Source organism: Microbacterium sp. USHLN272 (assembly GCF_037149655.1).
GTDB classification, from domain to species: domain Bacteria; phylum Actinomycetota; class Actinomycetes; order Actinomycetales; family Microbacteriaceae; genus Microbacterium; species Microbacterium galbinum.
This window is the reverse complement of sequence record NZ_JBBCRA010000001.1, coordinates 1213888-1233960: the sequence shown is the minus strand read 5'-3', so window position 1 is coordinate 1233960 and position 20073 is coordinate 1213888. Positions and strand designations below refer to the sequence as shown.

15 protein-coding genes are annotated in these 20073 nt (G+C 69.7%); 9 read left to right on the top strand and 6 right to left on the bottom strand.

The features are described 5' to 3' along the window. The first annotated feature begins 5 nt into the window (after positions 1–5). Positions 6–908: a succinate--CoA ligase subunit alpha gene (gene sucD / locus WFJ97_RS06005; RefSeq protein ID WP_247623138.1), complete on the top strand. Its 903-nt coding sequence runs from the start codon at positions 6–8 to the stop codon at positions 906–908. A gap of 134 nt (positions 909–1042) precedes the next feature. Here the strand turns inward: sucD and WFJ97_RS06000 are convergent, their stop codons facing one another. Further along, positions 1043–2464: an NCS2 family permease gene (locus WFJ97_RS06000; protein ID WP_247623136.1), complete on the bottom strand. Its 1422-nt coding sequence runs from the start codon at positions 2462–2464 to the stop codon at positions 1043–1045. 94 nt (positions 2465–2558) lie between these two features. Between WFJ97_RS06000 and WFJ97_RS05995 the strand changes: the two genes are divergently transcribed. The 7 genes from WFJ97_RS05995 (at position 2559) to WFJ97_RS05965 (ending at position 12545) form a co-directional block, all read left to right on the top strand. Continuing rightward, positions 2559–3959 carry a cell division protein PerM gene (locus WFJ97_RS05995; protein WP_336640809.1) on the top strand — a complete coding sequence of 467 codons (1401 nt, stop codon included), beginning with the start codon at positions 2559–2561 and terminating at the stop codon, positions 3957–3959. A gap of 9 nt (positions 3960–3968) precedes the next feature. Then, the gene (gene purN / locus WFJ97_RS05990) at positions 3969–4556 is read left to right on the top strand and encodes a phosphoribosylglycinamide formyltransferase (protein WP_336640808.1); all 588 of its coding nucleotides are present in this window, start codon (positions 3969–3971) and stop codon (positions 4554–4556) included. Positions 4557–4601: 45 nt separating this feature from the next. Further along, positions 4602–6209, top strand: coding sequence for a bifunctional phosphoribosylaminoimidazolecarboxamide formyltransferase/IMP cyclohydrolase (gene purH, locus WFJ97_RS05985; protein ID WP_247632718.1), 1608 nt, complete (start codon positions 4602–4604; stop codon positions 6207–6209). Positions 6210–6422: 213 nt separating this feature from the next. Beyond that, complete coding sequence (locus WFJ97_RS05980; protein ID WP_336640807.1) at positions 6423–7988, top strand: DNA-3-methyladenine glycosylase 2 family protein; 1566 nt, start codon at positions 6423–6425, stop codon at positions 7986–7988. After that, on the top strand, positions 7985–8482 hold the full coding sequence (locus WFJ97_RS05975; RefSeq protein WP_336640806.1) for a methylated-DNA--[protein]-cysteine S-methyltransferase: 498 nt from the start codon (positions 7985–7987) through the stop codon (positions 8480–8482). Before WFJ97_RS05980 ends, WFJ97_RS05975 begins: the two co-directional genes overlap by 4 nt. 323 nt (positions 8483–8805) lie before the next feature. Then, positions 8806–10737, top strand: a complete 1932-nt coding sequence (locus WFJ97_RS05970; RefSeq protein ID WP_247623130.1) for an ABC transporter ATP-binding protein — start codon at positions 8806–8808, stop codon at positions 10735–10737. Beyond that, positions 10734–12545 (top strand): ABC transporter ATP-binding protein, encoded by a 1812-nt coding sequence (locus WFJ97_RS05965; protein WP_247623129.1) that lies wholly within the window; start codon positions 10734–10736, stop codon positions 12543–12545. The genes WFJ97_RS05970 and WFJ97_RS05965 overlap by 4 nt, the downstream gene beginning before the upstream one ends. 86 nt (positions 12546–12631) lie before the next feature. Here WFJ97_RS05965 and WFJ97_RS05960 read toward each other — a convergent pair whose 3' ends face one another. After that, on the bottom strand, positions 12632–13468 hold the full coding sequence (locus WFJ97_RS05960; RefSeq protein WP_336640805.1) for an alpha/beta fold hydrolase: 837 nt from the start codon (positions 13466–13468) through the stop codon (positions 12632–12634). Between the two features lie 208 nt (positions 13469–13676). On the opposite strand from WFJ97_RS05960, the gene WFJ97_RS05955 reads away from it, so the two are divergent. Continuing rightward, on the top strand, positions 13677–14513 hold the full coding sequence (locus WFJ97_RS05955; protein ID WP_336640804.1) for a hypothetical protein: 837 nt from the start codon (positions 13677–13679) through the stop codon (positions 14511–14513). A gap of 37 nt (positions 14514–14550) precedes the next feature. On the opposite strand, the gene WFJ97_RS05950 is transcribed toward WFJ97_RS05955, so the two are convergent. From WFJ97_RS05950 to WFJ97_RS05935, 4 genes are read right to left on the bottom strand one after another with little or no spacing between them, the layout of a single operon-like run. Next, positions 14551–15990 (bottom strand): GH1 family beta-glucosidase, encoded by a 1440-nt coding sequence (locus WFJ97_RS05950; protein WP_336640803.1) that lies wholly within the window; start codon positions 15988–15990, stop codon positions 14551–14553. Then, the gene (gene yicI, locus WFJ97_RS05945) at positions 15987–18221 is read right to left on the bottom strand and encodes an alpha-xylosidase (protein ID WP_336640802.1); all 2235 of its coding nucleotides are present in this window, start codon (positions 18219–18221) and stop codon (positions 15987–15989) included. The genes WFJ97_RS05950 and yicI overlap by 4 nt, the downstream gene beginning before the upstream one ends. After that, positions 18221–19108, bottom strand: coding sequence for a carbohydrate ABC transporter permease (locus WFJ97_RS05940; RefSeq protein WP_247623124.1), 888 nt, complete (start codon positions 19106–19108; stop codon positions 18221–18223). Before WFJ97_RS05940 ends, yicI begins: the two co-directional genes overlap by 1 nt. Continuing rightward, on the bottom strand, positions 19108–20073 hold the full coding sequence (locus WFJ97_RS05935; RefSeq protein ID WP_247624718.1) for a carbohydrate ABC transporter permease: 966 nt from the start codon (positions 20071–20073) through the stop codon (positions 19108–19110). Before WFJ97_RS05935 ends, WFJ97_RS05940 begins: the two co-directional genes overlap by 1 nt.

The following is a 20073-nucleotide window of genomic DNA, read 5'->3' as shown; positions in this document are numbered from 1 at the left end:
GAAGAATGTCGATCTACCTCAACAAGGACTCCAAGGTCATCGTCCAGGGCATCACCGGCGGCGAGGGCACCAAGCACACGGCGCTCATGCTCAAGGCCGGCACGCAGGTCGTCGGTGGCGTCAACGCCCGCAAGGCCGGCACCACGGTCTCGCACACCGACAAGGACGGCAACGCCGTCGAGCTGCCCGTCTTCGCCTCGGTCGCCGAGGCGATGAAGGAGACCGGCGCCGACGTGTCGATCGCCTTCGTGCCGGGCGCCTTCACGAAGAGCGCGATGGTCGAGGCCATCGACGCCGAGATCCCGCTGCTCGTCGTGATCACCGAGGGCGTGCCCGTCGGTGACTCCGCCGAGGCCTGGGCCTACGCCCAGAGCAAGGGCAACAAGACCCGCATCATCGGGCCGAACTGCCCCGGCATCATCACCCCCGGCGAGGCGCTCGTCGGCATCACGCCCGCGAACATCACGGGCAAGGGACCGATCGGCCTCGTGTCGAAGTCGGGCACCCTGACCTACCAGATGATGTTCGAGCTGCGCGACCTGGGCTTCTCGACCGCCATCGGCATCGGCGGAGACCCGGTCATCGGCACGACGCACATCGACGCGCTCGCCGCGTTCGAGGCCGACCCCGAGACGAAGGCCATCGTCATGATCGGCGAGATCGGCGGCGACGCCGAGGAGCGTGCGGCCGAGTACATCAAGGCGCACGTCACCAAGCCGGTCGTCGGCTACGTCGCGGGCTTCACGGCTCCCGAGGGCAAGACCATGGGTCACGCCGGTGCGATCGTCTCCGGTTCGGCCGGAACCGCTCAGGCCAAGAAGGAGGCCCTCGAGGCCGCCGGGGTCAAGGTCGGCAAGACGCCGTCCGAGACCGCCGACCTGATGCGCGCGATCGTCGAGTCGCTCTGACGCGTTAGACTGTAGGAGAAGGCCCCGGGCTCCACCCCGGGGCCTTCTTTCATGCCCGGGGCGCGCTGTCAGCGGTCGCGGGCAACGAAAAGAGGGGCGGATGCCGCAGCATCCGCCCCTCCGTCGACTCGCTCTCAGATGCCGATGCCGAACAGTGCCTCGATCGGCCCGCGGGCGAAGAAGATCACAAAGCCCGCGCCGACCACCCAGAGCAGCGGGTGGATCGTCTTGGCGCGACCGGAGAAGGCGTTCACGACGATCCAGCTGATGAAGCCGGCGCCGATGCCGTTGGCGATCGAGTAGGTCATCGGCATGACCGTGGCGGTGAGGAAGACCGGAAGCAGCACGCGGAAGTCACTGAGATCGATGTTCTTGATCTGAGCGAGCATCATCGCACCGACGAGCACGAGTGCGGCGGCCGCGACGGCGCCGGGCACGAGCGAGGTCAGCGGGGTGAAGAACATCGCGACCAGGAACATCGCACCCGTGATGAGCGTGGCGAATCCGGTGCGTGCGCCCTCGCCGATGCCGGCGCCCGACTCGACGAAGACCGTCGCCGACGACGAGGAGGTGCCACCACCGGCGATCGCGCCGATGCCCTCGACGACGAGCGCCGACTTGATGCGCGGGAAGTCGCCCTTCTCGTCGGCGAGGTCGGCCTCCTTCGCGAGGCCCGTCATGGTGCCCATGGCGTCGAAGAAGTTCGAGAACAGCAGCGTGAACACGAACATCACGAGGGCGACGATGCTGACCTTCTGCAGGTCGAAGCCGAAGTCGACCTGGCCGACCAGGCTGAGGTCGGGCAGGCCCACGATCGAGCCGGTGAAGCCGAAGTCGAGGCCGAACGGCCAGATGAGGTTGACGATGCCGCCGAGCACGGTGCCGCCGACGAGGGCGATGAGGATCGCACCCTTGACGCGCAGCGCGGTCAGCACGCCGCCGATGAGCAGCGTGACGACGAAGAGCAGGGTCGGGATGGAGGCTACGGAGCCGCCGATGCCGAGGTCGACGGGCGGCGAGGCGTTGCCGGTCGCCGTCACGAAACCGGCGTTCACGAAGCCGATGAAGGCGATGAAGAGGCCGATGCCGACCGTGATCGCGAGCTTGAGCTGCACGGGAACGGCGTCGAAGATCATCTTGCGCAGGCCGGTCGCGGCGAGCAGCACGATGATGACACCGTTGATCATGACGAGCGCCATGGCTTCGGGCCAGGTCACCGAGCCGACGACCGAGAAGGCGATGAAGGCGTTGATGCCGAGGCCGGCGGCGAACGCGAACGGCAGTCGCGTGATCACGCCGAACAGGATCGTCATCACACCGGCGGTCAGCGCGGTGGCGGCGGCGACCGCAGAGCTGGACAGCACGACGCCGTCGACGTCGGGCGTTCCGAGGATGATCGGGTTGAGGATCACGATGTACGCCATCGTGACGAACGTCACCAGGCCACCTCGGATCTCGGTGCCGAAGGTGGAACCGCGCTTGGTGATCTCGAAGAAACGATCCAGGGCGTTCTTCGGCTCAGCGGCGGTGGGTGCGGGGGACGGGGCAGTTGTCATTCGGGTGAACCTCCGGATGAGACGATATCGTCTCTCCCGCGCCGCGCGCGCCCACCGGCATCCGCCCGGATTCTCGTCGTAGTCTCGAAAGGCTATGCAACGCCTTCTCGTCGCCCTCCTCGCCGCGTTCGACGCCGCCATCGCGGCCGCCGTCGGACTCGCCGTGCTCCTGGCGCCGCTGACCCTGCTGTGGACCCTCGCCTTCGGCGCCGCGGCCGACTGGGGTGCGCTCTGGCCGCTGACGGGCACGCTGTGGGCATTCGGGCACGGGGTACCGCTCGACATCACGATCGCGGATGCGGCGCTGGTAGCGGTCGGTGTTCCGGCGGCGGCGGCGTCCTTCACCGTCTCGGTCGCCCCGCTCGCCCTCCTGGTCTTCACCCTGCTGTTCGCGGCGCGCTCGGGCGGGCGAGCCGCGAACGCCGGCTCGTGGGTGACCGGTGTGCTCTCGGGCACGGTCGTGTTCGCCGCGATCGCCGCCGGCGTCGCCCTCACCTCGCGTCTCGACGCGGCGAAGACCTCCCTGCTCCTCGCGATCCTGCTGCCCGCGGCCGTGTACCTCGCGGGTGCGGTGTGCGGAGCGGTGCGCGTGGTCTGGGAGGACGGCGACGGCGGGCCGATCGATGCGATCCACGACCGTCTGGACGCCTGGACCGAGTGGGCCCCGGTACCCGCGGCCATCGTGCGGGGAGCCGCGTTCGCCCTCGTCGCCGTGCTCGGCGTCTCGGCCGCAGCGCTCGCCCTCCTCACGCTGTTCCGCGGCGGTGAGGTCGTCGCCCTCTTCCAGGCCGCACGTGTCGACGTGCTCGGCGCGGTCGTGATCACCCTCGCCCAATTCCTCTACCTGCCGACGCTCCTCGTCTGGACGGCGTCGTGGATCGCCGGACCCGGATTCGCCGTGGGCGTCGGCACCGCGGTGTCTCCGGCGGGCACGCAGCTCGGCGTCGTGCCCGGCATCCCGGTGCTGGGGCTGCTGCCCGAGAACAGCTCGATCTGGATGCTCATCGTCGTGCTGCTGCCGGTCGCCGCCGGTGCCGTGGCCGGATGGGCCGTGCGCTCTCGCCTGGTGTGGGAGGGGACACCGCTCCGGATGCTGCCGCGCGCCGTGATCGCGGTCGGCATGGGTGCCGTGACCGCCGGTGTCGCCGCCCTCGCCGCGCTGCTCACCAGCGGGTCGATCGGTCCGGGGCGTCTCGCCGAGACCGGCCCGTCGGTCGGCGCCTTCGCGCTCGCCCTCGGGGGAGAGGTGCTGCTGGGCGCCGCGATCCTGCTGCTGTCGCCGCGCAACCGCGACGAGCTCGCCGAGGAGCGCACCGATCGCTGGGTCGCCGAGATGACGGCATCCGATCTCGACGATCTGATCGGTGACGCGACGTCGTCGTCGCCATATGCCGGATCCGCCGATTCACCAGCGGATGCCGCCCCTCTGCCCTTCGCGGAGACGGCTCCGCTCGACGATGTCACCGGGGAGGGGCGCCCTCCCGCGCCCCGGTAGACTGGGCGCGTGCTCACGGTCGCCGTTCTCATCTCGGGCACCGGCTCGAATCTTCGTGCCCTCCTCGAGGCCGCCCGCCACCCGGACTTTCCCGCGCGGGTGGTCGTCGTGGGCGCCGACCGCGAGGCCGACGGCCTGGCCCACGCCGAGGAGTTCGGCATCCCCAGCTTCACCGTGCCGTGGCACGAGCACGAGAGCCGCGAGGCCTGGGGCGAGGAACTCGGCCGCCAGCTCGCCGTCTGGAACCCCGACCTCGTCGTGCTCAGCGGTCTCATGCGCCTGTTGCCCGCATCCCTCGTGGCGCGGTTCTCCCCGCGTCTCGTGAACACCCACCCGGCCTACCTGCCGGAGTTCCCGGGCGCGCACGGGGTGCGCGATGCGCTCGCCGCCGGCGTCGCCGAGACGGGCGCCAGCGTGATCGTCGTCGACGACGGCGTCGACACCGGACCGATCCTCGCGCAGGAGCGCGTGCCGATCCTCGACGGCGACACCGAGCACACCCTGCACGACCGCATCAAGCCCGTCGAGCGCCGCCTGCTGATCGATGTCGTGCGGCGCATCGCGACCGGCGAGCTCGCGCTCGACGCCGCTTCCTGATCCTCTTCCTCCCCTCTCACGCCCGACGCACGAAGGAGCATCACCATGGCCGGCCCCCGCCACGACCCCTCGCTGTACCGCGATCGCGACACGGTGCCGATCCGCCGGGCGCTCGTCTCGGTGAGCGACAAGACCGATCTGCTCGTCCTCGCGAAGGCGCTCGCCGACTCCGGCGTGCAGATCGTGTCGACCGGTTCGACGGCCGCGACCATCCGCGAGGCCGGCTTCGAGGTGACCGACGTCGCCGCGGTGACCGGTGTCGCCGAGATGCTCGACGGTCGCGTCAAGACCCTGCACCCGAAGATCCACGGCGGCCTGCTCGCCGATCTGCGCCTCGAGGACCACGAGCGTCAGCTCGCCGACCTCGACATCGCACCGTTCGAGCTCGTCGTGGTGAACCTGTACCCGTTCGTCGAGACCGTCGCCTCGGGCGCCCAGGGCGACGACGTCGTGGAGCAGATCGACATCGGCGGGCCCGCCATGGTGCGCGCCGCCGCCAAGAACCACGCGAACGTGGCCATCGTCGTCTCGCCGCAGTCGTACCCCGGGATCATCTCGGCGATCGCCGAGGGCGGCACCTCGCTGTCGCAGCGCCGCGAGCTCGCGGCCCGCGCGTTCGCGCACACCGCCGCCTACGACACGGCCGTCGCGTCGTGGTTCGCCGAAGGCACCCTCCAGGACGACGGCGACCTGCCGGCGCACCTGACGATCCAGGCCGAGCGCCTCGCGACGCTCCGCTACGGCGAGAACTCCCACCAGCGCGGTGCGATCTACACGCGCGCGGGCGGTCACGGCATCGCCCAGGCCACGCAGCTGCAGGGCAAGGAGATGTCCTACAACAACTACGTCGACGCGGATGCCGCCCTGCGCGCCGCCTACGACATGATCAAGCCGGCCGTCGCGATCATCAAGCACGCCAACCCGTGCGGCATCGCGACGACCGCTCCGAACGCCCTCGACCCGATCGCCAGCGCGCACCTGCGCGCGCACGAGTGCGACCCGGTCTCGGCGTACGGCGGAGTGATCGCCGCGAACGGCACCGTCACGCTCAAGATGGCCGAGAACCTCAAGGACATCTTCACCGAGGTCATCGTCGCCCCCGCGTTCGAGCCCGCCGCCCTCGAGGTGTTCAAGGCGAAGAAGAACCTGCGTCTGCTGCAGCTGCCGGAGGACTGGCAGCAGGAGCGCATGGACGTGCGCCTCGTCTCGGGCGGTCTCCTGCTGCAGGACGCCGACCGGTTCCCCGACGACATCGTCTCGGTCGCCAAGAACTGGGAGCTCGTCTCCGGTGAGCGACCGAGCGACCTCGAGATGGAGAACCTGATCTTCGCGTGGAAGGCGTGCCGCGCCGTCAAGTCGAACGCGATCGTGCTCGCGAAGGACAACGCCACGGTCGGCGTCGGCATGGGCCAGGTCAACCGCGTCGACTCGTGCCGCCTCGCGGTCGAGCGCGCGGGCGAGCGCGCGGCCGGTTCGGTCGCGGCATCCGACGCGTTCTTCCCGTTCGCCGACGGCGCCCAGGTGCTCATCGATGCCGGTGTGACCGCGATCGTGCAGCCGGGTGGCTCGGTGCGCGACGAGGAGGTCGTGGATGCGGCCCGCAAGGCCGGCGTCACGATGTTCTTCACGGGAGAGCGCCACTTCTTCCACTGAGCATCCGCAGCTCCCTCGAGGCCCTCATCCGCAGACCGCGGGTGGGGGCCTCGGTCCGTCCGGTCTCTCGGCGATCGGCGATCGGCGATCGGCGATCGCGTGAGGAGTCACGACACGCCGTCTCGCGCCGCGCGGATGCGGCGTGTCCTGGCCTCTCACCGCGATGTCCGATTTCCGCCAGTCGATGTCGGAGGCCCGTGACAGCATGGAGTCATGAGCCTCCCCGTGACCGACTTCGACGAGCGGTACCGCGCGATCGACGCGCGAGACACCCGCTTCGACGGGCAGTTCGTGACAGCCGTGCGATCGACGGGCATCTACTGCCGGCCGAGCTGTCCGGCGCGCACGCCGAAGCCCGAGAACGTGACGTTCTACCCGACGAGCGCCGCGGCGCACGAGGCGGGCTACCGGGCATGCAAGCGCTGTCTCCCCGAGGCGGCGCCCGGGTCGCCGGCTTGGAATCTGCGCGGTGACGCCGCGGCCCGTGCGATGCGACTCATCTCCGCGGGCGTGGTGGAACGCGAGGGAGTGTCCGGCCTCGCCGCGCGGCTCGGGTACTCGAGCCGGCATCTGAACCGAGTGCTGGTCAGCGAGCTCGGTGCCGGGCCGCTGGCCCTCGCCCGGGCGCACCGTGCGCACACGGCGCGCATGTTGCTCGTCGGCACCGACATGCCCGTCTCCGACGTGGCGTTCTCGGCGGGGTTCGCCAGCATCCGGCAGTGCAACGACACGATCCGCGAGGTCTTCGCCCTCACGCCCAGCGAGCTGCGCGCGCGACGACGGATGCCGATGGCCGCAGCTCCCGGCACGATCGACCTCGTGCTGCCCTTCCGCGGGCCACTCGATGCCTCGGGCATCTTCGCCTGGATGGCGGCCCGCGCATTGCCCGGGGTCGAGGTGGCCACCGAGACGTCGTTCGCACGGCACCTGCGCATGAGCGGAGGGCCGGCGTGGTTCGAGGTGCGGCAGGATGCCGCCGAGCGACTGCATCTGCGCGCCCGGGTCACGCAGCTGGGTGATCTCGCGCCCCTGGTGGGCACGGTGCGGCGCCTGTTCGATCTGGATGCCGACCCGCGGGCCGTCGACGACGCGCTCGGTGCGCACCCCGAGCTCGCGCCGCTGGTCGCCGCGACCCCGGGGATCCGAGTGCCGGGAGCGGCCGATCCCCACGAGATGCTCATCCGCGCAATGGTCGGTCAGCAGATCACGGTCGTCGCCGCCCGGACGGCGCTGACCGCGCTCGCCGACGCCCTCGGAGAGCGCACCGACGACGGTGTGCTCTTCCCGACCATGACCGCGATCGCCGAGCACGGCGCCGAGGTGCTGCGGGGCCCGGCCGCCCGCATCCGTGCCATCACCGGCGCCGCTGCCGCGCTGGCGGACGGCTCGCTCACCCTCACGGTCGGTGACGATGGGGCCGAGCAGCGGGCCGCGCTCCTCGCGATGCCGGGTATCGGGCCGTGGACGGCCGACTACGTACGCATGCGGGTGCTCGGAGACCCCGACATCCTGCTCCCGGGTGACGTCGCGATGCGAGCCGGCGCCGCGGCCTCCGGTCTCCCGGGCGAACCGCGTGCCCTGACGGCGTGGGCGGAGCGGACGGCTCCGTGGCGGAGCTACCTCACCGCGCACCTCTGGCGCGCGGCCCCCGTCCGCTCGGCGAAGCGCGCGACGACGACACCGATCACGACGACACCGATCACGACGACACCGATCACGACGACACCGATCACGACGACACCGATCACGAAGACACCGATCACGAAGGAGACCCCATGACCGCCCTCATCCAGACCATCGACACTCCCGACGGGGCGTTCACCATCCTCGCCGACGACGAGCAGCGCGTGCTGGCGTCCGGCTGGACGGCCGACCGCGGGGCGATCCTCGGAAGGCTCGCGGCGGCGGTGCGCCCGGCAGAGGTGCGCGAGGGCGAGACCGAAGCAGCATCGGCCGTGCAGGCGTATTACGCGGGCGACCTCGCGGCGATCGACGCCGTGCCCGTGCGTCAGACGGGCACCTCGCTGCAGCTGTCGGGCTGGGCCGCGCTGCGGGAGATCGCCCCGGGCGCTCCGCTCACATACACCTCCTTCGCCGCCGTGCTCGACAACCCGCGCGCCGTGCGGGCCGCGGCGTCGATCTGCGCGCGCAACGCCCCGGCGCTGTTCGTGCCGTGCCACCGGGTGCTGCGTACCGACGGCACCCTCGGCGGCTTCGCCTGGGGACTCGACGTGAAGGAGCGCCTGCTCGCACGCGAAGAGATCGCACGCTGAGAGACCGGGGCCGACGGGTCGCGCGAGAGGAAAGGAGGAATTCCTCTTGCGCACAGCTTGTTCACAGCAATAGGCTGGAGGGCTGTCGCACCAACCGGACGACACCGCCGAGCCCTGAGGAGGACACCATGACCACGATCCTGGTCACGCAGATCGCAGCTCTCGGCACGACTCCGGTGCGCACGTTCCACTAGAGCCGCACCGCGCTCCGCGCCCCGCCTCTTCCCCGCCGGACGCCGGACTCGACGAGTCCGCTGCACTCACCGAGACCGCTCGGCGTCCGCCTGCTCCGCAACCTCTTCCGCACGAACCGTCTGAGAGACATGTCTTCCTCGCAGAATCCCCCCGCTTCCTCCTCCCTGTCGACCGCCGCAGCGCTGTGGCGTCTCAAGCCCTTCGTCCGTCCCGTCATCTGGCGGCTCGCCGGCGGTGCCGCCAGCGCGCTCGCCGCGGCGATCATCGCGCTGATGATCCCGATCGTCCTCGAGCAGATCATCCAGGGTCCGGTGCAGACCGGCGAGCTCGGAGCGATCGTCTGGGGCGCGGTCGCCGTTCTCGGCCTCGCCCTCGGTGAAGCCCTGATGGTGTTCCTGCGCCGCCAGTTCGTGCTCAAGCCCTCGACCGAGGTCGAGTACCGCATGCGCACCGATCTCTACGCGCGCCTGCAGACCCTGCCCGTGGCGTTCCACGACCGCTGGCAGTCGGGCCAGCTGCTGAGCCGCATGATGCAGGACATCGGCCTCATCCGCCGCTGGCTCGCCTTCGGTCTCGTGCTGCTCGTGGTGAACATCCTCACGATCATCATCGGAGCGGCACTCCTGTTCCGGTGGCACTGGCTGCTGGGCACGATCTTCATCGTCACAGCCATCCCGCTGTGGATCCGCGGCTACCTCTTCGAGAAGCGCTACGGCGCCCTCACCCGCCGGAGCCAGGACCAGGCGGGAGACCTCGCGACGAGCGTCGAGGAGAGCGTGCACGGCATCCGTGTGCTCAAGGCGTTCGGGCGCGGCAAGCATGCGCTGAGCCGTTTCAGCCGCCAGGCCGAGACGCTGCGCGAGACCGAGATGAGCAAGGCCGGCGCGATCGCCTCGATCTGGTTCTGGCTCGACCTCATGCCGCAGATCGCCTTCGGCCTCAGCCTCATGTCGGGGATCTGGCTCATCTCGCAGGGCGCGATCGACCTGCCCGAACTGTTCGCGTTCTTCGCGATGGCGACGGTGCTGCGCTGGCCGATCGAGTCGATCGGCTTCCTGTTCTCGTTCATGCTCGACGCCCGCACGGCGACCGACCGCGTGTTCGAGATCTTCTCCGAGACGAACACGATCACCGACCCCGAGAACCCCGTGCACATCGAGAACCCGCGGGGCGAGCTGGCGTTCCAGAACGCGCACTTCCGCTACCAGGACGCCGGCGCGCAGGAGCGCGACCTGCTCGACGGCATCGACCTCGTGCTGCGGCCGGGCGAGACCATGGCGCTGGTCGGTCTCACCGGCAGCGGCAAGACCACCCTCACGACGCTGCCGACCCGCCTCTACGACGTGACCGGCGGTTCCGTGACGCTCGACGGCGTCGACGTGCGCGACCTGCCGCTGGCCGAACTGCGCCAGCACATCGCGATGGCGTTCGAAGACGCGACGCTCTTCTCGGCGACCGTGCGCGAGAACGTGCTGCTGGGTCGCGCCGAGCTCGACGTGCACAGCGACGAGGCCGAGCGCGTCCTGCGCGAAGCCCTCGATGTCGCCCAGGCGTCGTTCGTCGACGCGCTGCCCGACGGCGTCGAGACGGTCATCGGCGAAGAGGGACTGAGTCTCTCGGGCGGTCAGCGACAGCGACTCGCGCTCGCGCGTGCGGTCGCCGCGAAGCCGAAGGTGCTCGTGCTCGACGACCCGCTCTCGGCGCTCGACGTCGACACCGAGGCGCTCGTCGAGGAGGCCCTGCGACACGTGCTCGCCGACACGACCGCGATGATCGTCGCGCACCGGCCGTCGACCGTCGCCCTCGCCGACCGCGTGGCGCTGCTCGAGGCCGGCCGCATCACCGCCGTCGGCACGCACAGCGAGCTGCTGCGCAGCAGCCGCCACTACCGTCACGTCATCTCCAGCCTCGAGGCCGAGGAGGCGGCGCGCACCGGCGCGATCCCCGTGATCCGCGACGACGAGGCCGACGAGGCTCACGACATCGAGGCCGGCATCCGCGCCCAGAACGGCGAGCAGCCCGACGAAGATCTGATCACCGAGAAGGAGGTGCGGTCATGAGCGCCCTCATCGGAACGCAGGACGAAGACCGCTCCCGGTACACCAAGGAGGAGAGCAGGGCCATCCGGCAGCGCTCGCTGCGTCTGCTCGGCTCGCTCGTGCGGCCGCTCAAGGCGCGCATCGTGCTGGCAGCCGTCGTGCTCGTCATCTCGACCGCGCTGCAGGTCGCGGGCCCCATCCTCATCAGCATCGGGCTCGACCGTGCGCTGCCGGCCGTGATCGAGCACTCCGACTGGATGCCGACGTTCATGATCGGCGGCGTCTACCTGCTCGCAGGGGTCGTCGCCGCGGTGATGATCGCCTGGTACGTCATCATCGCCGCCAAGCTGACGCAGGCGGTGCTGCTCGATCTGCGCAAGCGGATCTTCCTGCACACGCAGCGTCTGAGCCTCGAGTTCCACGAGTCGTACACCTCCGGGCGCATCATCTCGCGTCAGACGAGCGACCTCGACTCGATCCGCGAGCTGCTCGACGGAGGCCTCAACGAGCTCGTCTCCGGCGTGCTCTTCGGCCTGTTCACCTTCATCGCGCTGTGCATCTGGGACTGGCAGTCCGGTCTCATCCTCGCGATCGCGGGTGTTCCGCTGTTCTTCCTGATGCGCTGGTTCTACTCGCGGTCGCAGCTCGTCTACCGCGAGTCGCGCGTCATCAGCGCACAAGTGATCGTGCAGTTCGTCGAGACCATGACCGGCATCCGCGCGGTCAAGGCGTTCCGCAAGGAGCCCCGCAACGACGTCGCCTTCCAGAAGATCTCGGGGGAGTACCGCGACGTCAACCGCCGTTCGCTGATGCTGTTCGGCACCTTCGAGCCCGGCCTGATGGGCGTCGCGGCGCTCACGCTCGGCATCGTCGTGCTCTGGGGCGGCGTGCGCGTCGCCGAGGGCGCTCTGACCGTCGGCGTGCTGCTGTCGGCGGTGCTGTACGTGCGCAACTTCTTCGCGCCCATGCAGGAGATCGCGATGTTCCTCAACTCCTACCAGTCGGCCACCGCCGCGCTCGAGAAGGTGTCGGGCGTGCTCGAGGAGGTGCCGACGGTGCCCGACCCCGAGAAGCCGGTCGACCTGTGGGAGTCGCGCGGGCACATCGAGTTCGACGAGGTGACCTTCGGGTACAACGGTGAGAAGACGATCCTCCCGAACTTCTCGCTCGACATCCCCGCGGGGCAGACGATCGCGCTGGTCGGCACGACCGGTGCGGGAAAGTCGACGCTGGCGAAGCTCATCTCGCGTTTCTACGACCCGTCGAAGGGCACGGTGACGCTCGACGGCGTCGACCTGCGCTCGCTGCACCCGAAGGACCTCCGCCGCGCGATCGTCATGGTCACGCAGGAGGCCTACCTGTTCAGCGGTACCGTCGCCGACAACATCGCGCTCGGCAAACCCGACGCCTCGCTCGACGAGATCCGCGCGGCCGCCCGGGCCGTGGGCGCGGATGGGTTCATCGAGGCGCTGCCCGACGGCTACGGCACCGACGTCAATAAGCGCGGTGGCCGCGTGTCGGCCGGTCAGCGTCAGCTGATCTCGTTCGCCCGTGCGTTCCTCGCCGACCCCGCGGTGCTGATCCTCGACGAGGCGACGGCGTCGCTCGACATCCCCTCGGAGCGGCTGATCCAGGATGCCCTGCAGACGCTGCTCGCCGACCGGACCGCAATCATCATCGCGCATCGGCTCTCGACCGTCGCGATCGCCGACCGGGTGCTCGTGATGGAGCACGGCGAGATCATCGAGGACGACACCCCCGATGCCCTGATCGGCGGTACGGGCAAGTTCGCCCAGTTGCACGCGGCATGGCAGGAGACGCTGGTCTGACGCGACGAACCGTCGCACGGCACGATGCGGAACGGCGCACCCCGGGAGATCCCGAGGTGCGCCGTCTGCGTGTGGGGCGGCCGCGACTAGGCCTGGATGAACGCCAGGATGTCGGGGTTGATCACGTCGGCGTGCGTGGTGAGCATGCCGTGCGGGTAACCCTCGTAGATCTTGATCTCGGAGTTCGGCAGGAGCTCGTGCTGCTTCAGCGCGGCATCCTTGTACGGCACGACCTGGTCGTCGTCGCCCTGCAGCACCAGCACCGGAACGGTGATCGACTTCAGGTCCTCGGTCTGGTCGGTCTCGGAGAACGCCTTGATGCCCTCGTAGTGCGCGAGCGCGCTGCCGGTCATCCCCTGGCGCCACCAGTTGGCGACGACGGGCTCGGAGACGGCTGCGCCCTCGCGGTTGAACCCGTAGAAGGGACCGGAGGCGACGGCCTGGAAGAAGTCGGCGCGGTTCGCTGCGAGCGCTTCGCGGAAACCATCGAAGACCGAGATCGGCGTGCCCTCGGGGTTCGCCTCGGTCTGCACCATCAGCGGCGGAACGGCCGAGACGAGCACGGCCTTCGCGACGCGCCCCTGGGGCTGGCCGTACTTGGCGACGTAGCGGGCGACCTGGCCGCCTCCGGTCGAGTGGCCGATGTGCACGGCGTTCCGCAGGTCGAGGTGCTCGACGACCGCCGACGCGTCACTGGCGTAGTGGTCCATGTCGTGCCCGGTGCCGATCTGCGAGGAGCGTCCGTGACCGCGACGGTCGCTGGCGACGACGCGGAAGCCCTTCGACAGGAAGAACAGCATCTGCGCGTCCCAGTCGTCGGACGACAGAGGCCAGCCGTGGTGGAACATGATGGGCTGGGCGTCGCGGGGACCCCAGTCCTTGAAGAAGATCTCCGCGCCGTCTTCCGTGGTTACGAATCCCATGTGGGCCTCCATCGTCGGTGCCGCACCGAATCGTGGTGGGTGCGGCGGTGTGGGCTTGTGCGCCCATCGGGGAGTGATGAGCAGGATCAACGTACCCCCGTGCGGCCCCCCGGGACAGGGGTTTCCGGAAGGATTCGACACCTGTTCAGTGAGGTTCCCTCCCCGGTCCTGCCCAGCGCCCCGGCCAGCGGCTCGATAGCATCGGAGGATGGACCCGTTGATGCTCCTCGGGGAGTGGTGGTGGATCGCGGCGGTCGGCGCCGGCGGTGTCACCGCGGGCGCCGTCGGGCTGCGGCGTCGCAGCACGCGCAGTGGCCGACGCCTCGCCGTGGATGCCGCGCGCCACGACCTGCGGGCGGCGAAGGTCGCGGTGGTCGAGAAGCGCGCAGCCGTGAAGATCGCGCGCGCCGATCACACCCGCATCGCCGCCGAACGCACCGCACGCCGGGCGACGGCGGAGCACGTGGCCAGCGCGAAACGGATGCTGCGCGACGCCGAGCGCGATGCGAAGGCGGCCGCGGCCGATGTGCGCGCGAAGCAGGTGCGCCTGAATGCGGCCCGCGCCGCGCTCCCCGCGGCATCCGCCCCTCGCCCGCTGGAGCGGTTGCGCGCCGACCACGATGCGATCGTCGCGCGCTGGATGACCTACGAGACCGATCCCGGTCTGCAGATCGCCTACCCGGCGATGTCGGACGTGAAGCAGCCGGCGACGGCGGCCTACTTCCGCGCGGCGAATCGTGCGGCGGAGGCGCGGCGCACGGCGGGGGAGCGTCCGACTCCCGCGGAGTTCGCCGACTACCGCGACGCCGTCGACGCGCTCGCCCGTGCCTTCGAGATCGCCGAGCACACCGCGCGCGGGCGGGGGGACACGACGGCGAGCGTCGGATGGCAGGACGCCGCGCAGGACGCGATCTCGCGCTCCGCCGAGGCGATCGACCGGGCGGCGGGAGCGGCGGCATCCGCCTTCGCCGCGTGGTCGGCGCGCAAGCGCCCGCGCGGCGACGACCGGGAGGGCCGGGAGGGCCGGGACGACCGCGATCGGTGAGATCCCGCCAGGATCAGCGGGACCCCACCGCGCTCGCTCAGGGAGCGATCGTGCGGCTGCGCACCAGCTCGCGGTACCAGTGACCGGAGTCCTTCACGGTGCGCTCGAGCGTGTCGAAGTCGACCCGCACGATGCCGAACCGCTTGGCGTAGCCGTAGCCCCATTCGAAGTTGTCGAGCAACGACCAGACGAAGTATCCGCGCAGGTCGACGCCGCGCTCGAGAGCCCGGTGCGCCGCGGTGAAGTGCCGACGCAGGTAGTCGGTGCGCTCCGGGTCGGGAACGGTGCCGTCGGCCGAGACCTCGTCGTCGAACGCGGCGCCGTTCTCGGTGACCATGAGCGCCTGCTCCGGGAACTGCTCAGAGAGTGACACGAGCAGCTCCTCGAGTCCCTCGGGTGCGATGTTCCAGCCCATCGCCGTGTACGGGCCCGGCTGCTCGACGAACTCGACGAGTTGATCGCTGCCCGGCCAGGCGGTGCCGCCCTCGGTGCCCTTGTGGCCGTCGTTCTGCTGCTTCGGCGAGACGCCGTCCCAGAGCCGCACGGTCGCGGTCGAGTAGTAGTTGACTCCCAGCACGTCGATCGGCTGGTGGATCGTGGCGAGGTCGCCCTCCTGCACGAACGACCAGTCGGTGACGGAGGATGTGTCGTCGAGCAGATCGGCGGGGTACTCGCCGCGCAGCATCGGACCGGTGAACGCGCGGTTCGCGAGGGCGTCGATGCGACGTATCGCCTCGGCGGCACCGTCGCCCTGACCGCGCAGCACGTGGAAGTTCAGTGTGACCGAGTAGTCCGGGTCGCCCGTCGAGGTCGCTTGCAGCGCCTGCACCGCGCGCCCGTGCGCGAGGTTGAGGTGGTGCACGGCCGACAGGGCGGATGCCGGTTCGTGGCGCCCCGGTGCATGCCCGCCCTGACCGTAGCCGAGGTAGGCCGAGCACCACGGCTCGTTGAGCGTCGTCCACGTGTGCACACGGTCGCCCAGGGCCGTGCCCATGATCTCGGCGTACCGCTCGAAGGCGTCGGTCGTGGAGCGCGAGGTCCAGCCGCCGGCATCCTCGAGGTACTGCGGCAGATCCCAGTGGTACAGCGTGGCGACGGGACGGATGCCGCGGGCGAGCAGCCCGTCGACGAGGCGCGAGTAGAAGTCGACGCCGGCCTGGTTCACCCCGCCGGACACCGTGGGGACGATGCGCGGCCACGCGATCGAGAACCGGTAGGCCTGCAGCCCCAGGTCGGCCATCAGGTCGAGGTCCTCCTCGGTGCGGTGGTAGTGGTCGCAGGCCACGTCTCCCGTGTCGCCGTTCCACACCTTGCCGGGGGTCTTGCTGAACGTGTCCCAGATCGAGGGGGTGCGCCCGTCCTCGGTGGCGGCTCCCTCGATCTGGTACGACGCGGTCGCCGACCCGAACGTGAAGTCCGCGGGGAAGACGAGTCCCGAGCCTCGGTAGTCGTCGCGGGGGGTGAACAGCGTGGTCATGCGGTGATCTCCTCGAGGTCGGCCGTGTAGGTCTGGGTGCGACCGTCGGGATTCGTGACGGTGACGGCCGCGGTGCCGGTGCCGCCCGCGAAGACGCGCAGCTGCAATCCGTCATGGTAGTCGTAGTCCGGTCGATCGACCCGGGCGCCCCAGGGGAGCACGGTTCCGGGGCGCACGTACAGGGGGAGCGAATCGAAGCCGTGCCGCTCGCGCCGCCACCCGCCGCCGGTCACCGTCTCGCCCGTGAGCAGCGAGGTCCACTCACCGGCCGGCAGGTAGAACTCGACCTCGCCGTCCTCGGTGAACACGGGGGCCACGAGCAGGTCGGAGCCGAGCATGTACTGGCGGTCGAGGTACGCCGTCGCCGGGTCGTCGGGGAACTCGAGCACCATCGGCCGCATCAGCGGCACACCCGTGGCGGCCGCGTCGAGGCCCTGCGCGTACAGGTAGGGCATGAGGCGCATCTTGAGGTGCGTGAAGCGACGCGTGACCTCCACAGCCTCGTCGTCGAACGCCCACGGCACCCGATACGAGCTCGAGCCGTGGAACCGCGAGTGGGAGCCGAGGAGGCCGAACGCGGTCCAGCGCTTGTACACGCCGGCATCCGGCATCCCCTCGAACCCGCCGATGTCGTGGCTCCAGAAGGCGAAGCCCGAGAGGGCGAGCGAGAGGCCGCCGCGCAGGGTCTCGGCCATCGAGGTGTAGGTCGACGTCGAGTCGCCGCCCCAGTGCACGGGCATGCTCTGCCCGCCCGCGGTCGCCGAGCGGGCGAAGAGCACGGCATCGCCCTCGCCGCGCGCCTCGGTGAGCACGTCGTACACGGCGCGGTTGTAGAGGTCGGTGTAGAGGTTGTGCATGCGCTCGGGGTCGGCGCCGTCGGCCCAGACCACGTCGGTCGGGATGCGCTCGCCGAAGTCGGTCTTGAAGCAGTCGACGCCCTGCGCCACGAGAGCGCGCAGTTTCGACTGGTACCAGGCCGTCGCCTCGGGGTTCGTGAAGTCGACGAGCCCCATGCCCGCCTGCCAGAGGTCCCACTGCCACACCGAGCCGTCGGCGCGCTTCACCAGGAACCCCTGGTCGGCCGCCTCGCGGAACAGGGGGGAGCGCTGGGCGATGTAGGGGTTGATCCACACGCAGACGCGCAGGTCCTTGTCGTGCAGGCGGCCGAGCATGCCTTCGGGGTCCGGGAACACCCGCGGGTCCCACTCGAAGTCGCACCAGTTGAACTCGCGCATCCAGAAGCAGTCGAAATGGAAGACCGACACGGGCAGTTCGCGGGCCGCCATCTCGTCGAGGAAGGAGTTGACGGTCTGCTCGTCGTAGTCGGTCGTGAAGCTCGTCGACAGCCACAGTCCGTACGACCAGGCCGGCACCACGGGCGGGCGACCGGTGAGGGCGGTGTAGCGCCCGAGCACGTCCTTGGGGGTGGGCCCCGCGATCACGAAGTACTCCAGCTGTTCGCCCGACACCGAGAACTGCACGCGCTCGACCGCCTCCGAGCCGATCTCGTACGACACGTGTCCCGGGTCGTTGACGAGTACGCCGTAGCCCCTGCTCGAGAGGTGGAACGGCACGTTCTTGTACGCCTGCTCGCTCGAGGTGCCGCCGTCGGCGTTCCACACGTCGACCGTCTGGCCGTTCTTGACCAGCGGACCGAAGCGCTCGCCGAGTCCGTAGATCTGCTCGCCGACGCCGAGGTCGAGCTGCTCGTGCACGAAGACGGATGCCGCCGGCATCCCGCCGCCCTGACGCGCGTTGCTCACGATCCCCGGGTCGACCTGGGCGCCCTCGGCGAGCTGGACGTATCCCTGCGCCTTGTGCCCGCTGCCGGTGACCCGGCGTCCGTCGACCGCGAACGACAGGTCCCACGGGGCACCGGGGGTGACCGTCGCCACGAGGGAGCCCGCGTCGAGGACGCCGCCGGCGTCCGACACCGACACGGATGCCGTGGCACCACCGGCACCGGGGAGGGCGAAGCCGCCGTGCCACCGCCGGCCGGTGTGGTGGGCGATCCGCACCCGGATCACGCCCTCGGCGGGGGAGGAGAGGGTGGTCGTGAGCACGGGCCGGTTGAGGGTGTCGCCGCGCTTGGAGATCACCATCGTCGGAGCGGTGATGACGAGACCTGGGCCGTCGGGGGTCTCGGTGGTCTCGGCGATGTCGTACGCCTCCTGCGCGTACAGCGCGGTGACGCCGGGGCGCAGCTGCCAGAACCCGTCGGTGAACTTCATTACTTGACTGCTCCTGCCGTGATGCCCCGGGTGAGGGTGCGCTGGAAGATGAGGAAGAAGATGAGCGTCGGGATGATGCCCAGCAGGGCCGAGGCGCTCGTGGTGGTGACGTCCATGAGGCGGTCGCCCTGCAGCACGCTGATCGCGACCGGGACGGTCTGGTTGGCGTTCGACGCGAGGAACGTCAGCGGGATGAGGAACTCGTTCCACGTCCAGATGAAGAAGAAGATGAGTAGAACCGACAGCGTCGGGCGGCTGATCGGGAAGACGACGCGCCACAGGATCTGCCAGCGGGTCGCGCCGTCGAGCGAGGCGGCCTCGAGGATCTCCTTGGGGAAGGTGCCGTACACCGACGACAGCAGGTACGTGCCGAACGCGGCCTGGATCACCGTGAACACGATGATGACCGACCAGACGTTGTCGTACAGTCCGACCGATTTGAACATGTAGTACAGCGGGTACAGCAGCGCCTCCTGCGGCAGCAGGTTCGCGAGCAGGAAGAGCAGCACGATCCAGGAGCGTCCGCGCACGCGTCCGATCCCGATCGCGAAGGCGTTGAGCATCGAGATCACGACCGCGAGCACCGAGACGATGCCGGCGATGAAGATCGAGTTCCAGACCTTCTCGGGGAAGTTCACGCGCTCCCAGAACTTGATGATCCCACCGAAGTCGAGGGTCTCGGGGAAGGCGAGGGGGCCGGAGGTCGCGTAGTCGAGCGGCGACTTGAAGGAGTTCACGAGCACGAGGTAGAACGGCGCGATCACGAGCAGCGCGCCGACGATGACGAGCGCCAGCAGGAGCCAGTCGACGGGACGCTTCTTGGTCATGCCGCCGCGCGGACGGCTCGCGGCCTTCTTGCCGGTGACGATGGCGGTGGTGGCGTGCATCACAGACCCGCCCTTTCCTTGCGCTCGAGCGAGTTCTGGACGCGGATGAAGATGATCGACACGATGACCACGACGATCGTGAGCACGGTCGCGATCGTGGCGCCGTAGCCCACGTTCCGCTTGGTGAAGAACTCCTGGTAGGCGTAGTACGCCGGGACGAGGGTGGACCCCGCCGGTCCGCCGCGGGTGATGATGTACACCGGGCCGAACACCTTGAGCGCCGCGATGGTGCAGGTGAGGGTGACGACGAAGATCTCGGGGCGGATGATGCTCATCGTGATCGCCGAGAAGCGCTGGAACCAATTCGCGCCGTCGAGTTCGGCCGCCTCGTAGAGCTCGGGGTCGACGCGCTGGAGCGCGGCCATGAACACCACGACGGGGTAGCCGAGCTGCACCCAGACCATCACGACCATCAGCACGATGAGCGCGGAGGGCATCTGGCCGAGCCAGTCGTAGGCGGGGATGCCGAACCAGGCGAGGATCTGGTTGAGCGCGCCGTCGCCGCCGGGGCGCACGATCCAGCCGATCACGATGCCGGCGACGGCGATCGGAAGGATCTGGGGGAGGTAGTAGGTGGCCCGCAGGAAGCTGCCGACCTTGCCGCCGAACTTGCGTCCGACGACGTCGAACAGGAGGGCGGCGACCATGAGGCCGATGATCGTGGGCACGACGACCATCGCGAGGATCATCCACACCGAGTTGGTGAAGGAGGTCCAGAAGTCGCTGTCGGTGAGGATCTTCTGCCAGTTCTCGAGACCGATGAACTCCGGCGTGCGTACGCCCTTCCACTTCGTGAAGGTGAGGTACACGTTCCAGATCAGCGGGACGATGACGACCACGAGCAGCAGCACGAAGCCGGGGAGCAGGTACATCCAGTAGGCCCCGGTCCCACCGCTGCGCTGCGGGATCGACGGTTCTTCGGGCGGCAGCTTGGTGCGGCGGCCCTCGCGGGTGGCGAGTGACAT